Below are 6,284 nucleotides of genomic sequence, written 5' to 3' on the forward strand. Positions count from 1 at the left end.
CCATTCATAGGTGCCCCAAAAGCACGGTGCTCGCCAGAACCACCGATTTGAAACCCTCCTTCTCCGTACACAGGTACTGACACGCTTCGCCACCAGTGACTAAACCTGCCCACGGTTCACCCCGCGCTATCCGCGTGAACCACCCACCAAATCAGTACGCACGACGAACCACGTCGCCAACCCACCAACGTACCAAGAAACCAACCTTCCGAAATGCGTGAGACCTTCACCGACGAAAACAACCGCTTAGCCACGCAATCGGCCCACCAGGGAATGAAGCAGCAATGAGCGTGATGCCGTGACTGTGACCTATGAAATGACCGAAATAATCGCTCAGAGCACTCAACCAACACATCAAGAAAGGAGGCAAAAATACTTATAGAGCGTTGCTAACCATTGGGGCACCGGTGCTTGCCCGAGAGCACGGGTGGCGAAGCGTGTCTATGTCGGGATTCGCGAGAAGGAGGGCTTCACACATCCTCCGCTCTGGCGAGCACCGTGCTTTTGGGGCACCAATGAATCAAAACTGCACGCTGTGGACACTTAGGGTAGAGCGGTTAAAGCGTTTTCTTTGCTTCGTTTCTTTGTCGCTTTGGACAAAGAAATGACGTGCCGCCACGCACAGTGGCTAACAGTGATAAAGAAAACATCCGACTCAAGCAGACCGCTAAGGCCAAAAGCAGCAACCCGGCATTGACCCCGACCGCTAACGCTAGAACCTGGCAGCCCAGCACCAACCCGCCCGCCCCCATCAAAATCCTGGTCACCTAAAACCAAAAAGTGCGAACGAACCTACTCGTGCCACCGGTACATCATCACCTTCCCCCGTGCATCCTCTTCAACAAACACCAGGTACTCACCATCCGCCTGCCGGCTAGCGCTAATGCCATTCGGCACATCCACCCACCCCGATGCACCACCCACTTCCGGTCCCGGCTTGATCACCCCAACCTCGCGCCCCGTATCCTTCTCATACACATGCACCATCCCAACCGGCTCCACCGTGAACACATACTTGCCCTCAACCGTCAAACCAATCGTCGTCGCCAACGGCTTGCTCTTCGTGTCCCACGGCAACTCAATCGAATACCGCTGCTCCGGTACCTTCGACCAATGGTCGTAACGCACCAACCGTCGCCCCACTTCCTTCCAGTACCCACGGTCAAACGGCTCGTCAGCCGTGTACCCAGTCAAATACATCGTGTCCGTATCGGCCTCATACACCGCTCGCTTCACCACGTTGAACGGCGCAGGCATCGCATAGTTCTGCGCGTTGGCATACGCATATACCGGATTGCCCACACGGTCCACTCCGCCGTATCGAAACCGATTGATTCCGCGTCCATCACTCGTGTGCCAAATATCGCCCTTCGTATCAACCCACCATCCCCATCCACCAGGATTAGGTAGTACTCCGTTGTTCACGTCGAACTCATTCGCATCAAACCGGCCGTTACCGTTGGTGTCGCGCCAGATCCAGTCACCCTGCGGCGGATGATTCGGAATGTTCTCCGTACCACGCCCACGCCCCGCAAAGTAGCCAGAAGGAATCGCCAGCTCTCCATCACGCTTTGCATCGAAACGATAAATCTTCAGATGATCCGAATACATGTCCGTCAAGTACAAGAACGTACGACCGTCAACCTTGCGAGCGATCGGCTGTCCCGGCCAGTCACCAACGCTAAAGCTAGTGTCCTCGGGATACTTGAACCGCCCCGACAAGAAACCGACGTACTTCCATTCCTGTCCCGCCGGCTTCGACAAATCCAGCTCAAACCGCTTGTTGCCGGTGTAGACGCTGTTCGGACGCGCCGGATCTATCCACGCGCCATCGACGAACAACAACCCTTGCACTTGCCACAACTGCCGGCCATCAGGCGCGTAACTCTCAAGCGTCGCGCCAAGTCCCGCACCCGTCGACCCCTGCCGCACACCAATTCCGTTCGTCGATACATAAACGTTCCCGGCCGCATCCACGCCCACGCCGGTCAGCCCGTTGAAACGCTGCGGACCAGGCCGCCCCGCCACGCCCGAAAAAATGCCGCCGCGCTCACCCAACGCCGCCGACTCACGGTACTTGCTGGCGCCGCCGTCGCGCGTGAAGATCAGCACTTGCTGACGCGGTCCGTTGTCAGCAACCAGCAAACGTCCCTGAGCATCTATCGTCAAATCGACAGCGTCGGTGCCCGCCGCCAGCGTGGGGGCATCGTCTATTGCCGCGCCTGACGGCGTGTAATGCGCAAGCCGCGCCTGGCCGCCCTGCGTATTCACCAGCGCCCACACCGTGCCGTCCTTCGCGAGCGCGAGACGCCCCGGCTGCGTCGCGTTCCACTTGCTCTTTTGCTGCATCGACTCGGCGTCGTACACCTCGATGCGGTTCATCGCGGTATTCGCCACGTACAACAACGCATCCGATGCCGCCAGGCCGCCCACATCCGGCTTCACGTCATCCGTCTTCGGGGCGCCGCGCTTGACTTCCGGCGCCTCGTTGATCATCAGGAAAGCGGCGGCGAGCTGCGCGTGCCCGTCTTTGTCGGCGGCGAGGTTCGCCTGGAACGCCACGCTGCGCTTGACGTCGCGGATGTCGCGGCGCGACACGCCATACCACTGCTGGCCCTTGGGCGGCCACACACCCTCCTTCGACAAATGGCCGCGCTCGTTGCCCACCGAGACCGCGACAAACGCATAGCGCCCGTTAAGCGCGATCGCATTGCCGCCGTAGTTGCCCCAGCCGTGAGTGCCGCCGGCCGTGCCAAGCACCTTGCCGTCCTTGTAGACGCTCACTTCCGCGCCGCTTTCATCCCATGGCGCGTCGGTGTACACGCGGCCATCAGGCGTGACGGCGATCGCGGTAATGTTGATCTGCGTCCACGTGCCATCGCCGAAACCGAAGGTGTTGCCAATCCACGATGTAAGCGCCTGCAGCACCGTTGGCGACGCCGGATACGCGGAGGCCACAACAGTCAGACCAAGCCCTGCCGCAACCAGAAAACGTGATGCCCAAAAATACGAAGAACGCGGAAAATGCGGAAAGCGCGGAAAACGATGCAAAAGGGTTTTCTCCGTCTGAGAGCGGCCGGCTCTGCTCCCCATCGGCGGACGGTGCAGTCGGGGCGTCACCGCCGTTACTCGGGTTGTCCAAGACTACCGTTCAAATATTGCAAAAAAATCTGAAATAAATAGAGCGCGAAGCAAAATTGCCAGTGGTAAATGAACCACAGAATGCGATGAATTACCGTTAGAAACGATTTTTTGATGACTCCCCGCAGCGCATGGAGAACCGATAAAGAGCTGGAGCCTTTGTCAGCGTGCCGCCCGACTCCGATCGACTTTCACCCTGACTTATTTCATTCAAAAAAATTATTTCGAAAAGTAATAGACGCGGCGGCGTCATGCTTCTCGGCTTGCTTTCCGGACATACGTTTAAACCCGTCTCTTTGACTAACGAATATTTTTCAGCGTGTTTTTTCATAGAATAAGCAAAGCGTAATGTTCGACTGTCGCACTGGATTTGCGCCGATTTGCGCGCAACAGGTGCATGACGCTTCGCCACGCCATGATCAGGGCTGAAACAGGAATTGCCGATATACAAAAGATCGCGGACGGCGTTCGGCACTTAGCTGGCGATACTTCACGTCAGCGCAGATCACCCTGGCGCTCCGCATCTTGCGGGAAGGGCTACGTGATAAAATTCGCCATCGAATTGTTGGGGGAAATGGCTGCACAGCCCTTAGCGCGAAGCGGTACTGCACATTCTCATTCGACATGCCGTCTCTTGGTGGAACCCATCGTTTGACGGCTTCATTGACGGACAACGGCCAGTAAGTGGCGTCACCGGACAAGGCATGCAGAATCATTCACATCATGCAGCAGCCCTTTGCGAAACGGCCGCCGCCTATATCAAGCGCAATGAACGACATAAAAAATCCTGACGGCGGCAAACGGCGTCGCGCTCTCATCACGGGTCTTTCGGGCTTTACCGGACGCCACTTGGCCGCGCGTCTGCTGGCCGACGGTTACGAGGTGTGGGGCACGACGTCGCCCGACTCCGAGCCCGACGTACCCAACACGACCGGCGTTCCCGTCAACCTGCTCGATCTCGACGCGGTGCGCGCATGCGTGGCCGACGCCCAGCCCGATGTGGTCGTTCATCTCGCGGGCCTCGCGCACGTCACGGGCAATCCGCCCACGCAAACTTATCTCGTCAACATCATGGGCTCGCGCAATCTGCTCGACGCCTTGTCCCAACTCGACCAGAAACCTCGGGCGGTGCTGATGGCGAGCACATCGAATGTGTATGGCAATGCGGATGTGGAAGTCATCGACGAAAACGTGCCGCTGAATCCCGGCAACGACTACGCAGTTAGCAAACTTGCCATGGAGAACATGGCGCGCTTGTGGCTCGACCGCCTGCCCATCTTCTTCACGCGGCCGTTCAACTACACCGGCGTTGGCCAGGGCGAGGACTTCCTGTTGCCGAAGATCGTGAATCATCATGCGCGCCGTGAAGTACGCATGTCGCTTGGCAACCTGGACGTGAGCCGCGATTTCTCCGATGTCCGCGATGTCGTCGACGTCTACGCACGACTGCTGGACGTAGCGCCCGCGGGCGAGGCATTCAACACGTGTTCAGGCACCGGCCATTCACTTGGCGAAATCCTGGCCATGATGCAGCGTATCGCCGGATACGAGATCGAGATCTTCGTCGACCCGCGCTTCATGCGGCGCAACGAGATTGCGAAGCTCGTCGGGTCGAACGCCAAACTGCAGCGTGCGATTGGGCACGTGCCCATCACCCCTATCTACGACACGCTCGAGTGGATGTTCAAACATGCGCGAGCGCAAGTCGACGCTGAAGCCGTGCAGAGCGCCGCGATCCTCAAGACGTGACGTGGCGTGCGTGATCGGGGTGATCGGCGTGTCCGGTATGACCGGCATGACCGGCATGCAGATCATCTGCGGCTATCTGCAGTGACGACTGCCGTCTGTAGATCTCCGCAATCCACTCTATAAACACCTTCACGCGCCGTGGCTGATGCCGGTTCGCCGCATACAGGATCGACACCACGCGCGGATACGACGGATACGCCTGCAGCACTTCCTTCAGCGCGCCGCTCTCCAGATACGAAGTCAACGTATAGCTCGACGCCTGGATCAGTCCGAGGCCGGCGAGTCCGCACTCCACATACGAATCCGCATCGTTGACGGCCAGTATTGCCTTGAGCGGAATGGTCTTGATTTCGCCGTCCACCACGAACTCCCAGCTTCTGACGCGGCCGGTCTTGCTCACCAGGTAATCCACGCACATGTGCTGCTCGAGATCCTCGAGTGTCTTGGGCTCGCCATATTTCTCGATATATGACGGTGCTGCCGCAGTCACCTGGGAATAGCGGCCGATCTGCTTTGCCACCAGGCCGATATCGCCGACTGCGCCTACGCGAATCACGCAATCCACGCCCGCCTCGATGATGTCGACTTGCTTGTCGGTCAGGCTCATTTCCACGCGGATATCCGGGTAGGCCGCGAAGAATTCGGGGAGTGCGGAGATGATGGTGCTTTTCGCCATGAGCGCGGGCAGGCTGACGCGTACGGTGCCTTTCGGGCTCAGCTTGGAGCGTGACAGGACGGACTCCATGTCGTCCACTTCGCCGAGTACGCGGACGCATCGCTCGTAGTAGATCTCGCCGTCTTCGGTGATGCTGATGCTTCGCGTGGTGCGGTTGAGGAGGCGTGCGCCGAGGTGCGCTTCGAGTGCCTGGACGGTGCGGGAAACGCTCGCGGCAGGCAGGCGCAATGCATCTGCGGCCTTGGAGAAACTGCCACTCTCCACCACGCGTACGAAGACTTTCATTGCTAGAAAACGGTCCATGCCAGGAGGTCCCATTCTGGCCCGCAGATGTCAGGTATCTGGCTTTTTGCTATTGCGCGGGCCTAAAGTGGGATAGTACGACGATTGTGGTGAGTTCCGCTTGGGAGGCCGGGATTGGGCGTGGTTTGCTGTTCCGGGTTAGCGGTTGGTCAGTGCTTGGGTGGCTAGGTTCTAGCGTTAGCGGGCGGAGTCAATGCCGGGGTGCTGCTTTCGGGGCTGGTGGTCTGCGTGAGTCGGCTTTTCTCTTTATCACTTTTAGCCACTGCGCGTGGCGGCGCGTCATTTCTTTGTCCAAAGCGACAAAGAAACGAAGCAAAGAAAGCGCTTTAACCGCTCTACCCTAAGTGTCCACAGCGTGCGGTTTTGATTCATAGGTGCCCCAAAAGCACGGTGCTCGCCAGAGCACCGGATGTGT

General features: G+C 58.5%; 4 protein-coding genes. 1 reads left to right on the plus strand and 3 read right to left on the minus strand.

Annotated features, from left to right (window positions below; all coding sequences use genetic code 11):
• Positions 1–792: 792 nt before the first annotated feature.
• Together GSQ93_RS29940 and GSQ93_RS29945 are read right to left on the minus strand one after the other, a co-directional pair.
• Positions 793–2,958 (minus strand): hypothetical protein, encoded by a 2,166-nt coding sequence (locus GSQ93_RS29940; protein ID WP_254074159.1) that lies wholly within the window; start codon positions 2,956–2,958, stop codon positions 793–795.
• Positions 2,959–3,238: 280 nt separating this feature from the next.
• On the minus strand, positions 3,239–3,616 hold the full coding sequence (locus GSQ93_RS29945; RefSeq protein WP_158939380.1) for a hypothetical protein: 378 nt from the start codon (positions 3,614–3,616) through the stop codon (positions 3,239–3,241).
• Between the two features lie 293 nt (positions 3,617–3,909).
• Between GSQ93_RS29945 and GSQ93_RS29950 the strand changes: the two genes are divergently transcribed.
• A complete protein-coding gene (locus tag GSQ93_RS29950) occupies positions 3,910–4,890 on the plus strand; it encodes a GDP-mannose 4,6-dehydratase (protein WP_158939382.1) in 981 nt (326 codons plus the stop codon).
• On the opposite strand, the gene GSQ93_RS29955 is transcribed toward GSQ93_RS29950, so the two are convergent.
• Complete coding sequence (locus tag GSQ93_RS29955) at positions 4,880–5,869, minus strand: LysR family transcriptional regulator (RefSeq protein ID WP_158939383.1); 990 nt, start codon at positions 5,867–5,869, stop codon at positions 4,880–4,882. The genes GSQ93_RS29950 and GSQ93_RS29955 overlap by 11 nt on opposite strands.
• Positions 5,870–6,284: the final 415 nt, after the last annotated feature.

This window comes from Burkholderia sp. S171 (genome assembly GCF_009766085.1).
In the GTDB taxonomy this organism is placed as follows: domain Bacteria; phylum Pseudomonadota; class Gammaproteobacteria; order Burkholderiales; family Burkholderiaceae; genus Caballeronia.

Coding starts and splice junctions, on each gene's coding strand:
- GSQ93_RS29950 (WP_158939382.1), top strand. CDS start 3,910: ATGAACGACATAAAAAATCCTGACGGCGGCAAACGGCGTCGCGCTCTC.
- GSQ93_RS29955 (WP_158939383.1), bottom strand. CDS start 5,869: ATGGACCGTTTTCTAGCAATGAAAGTCTTCGTACGCGTGGTGGAGAGT.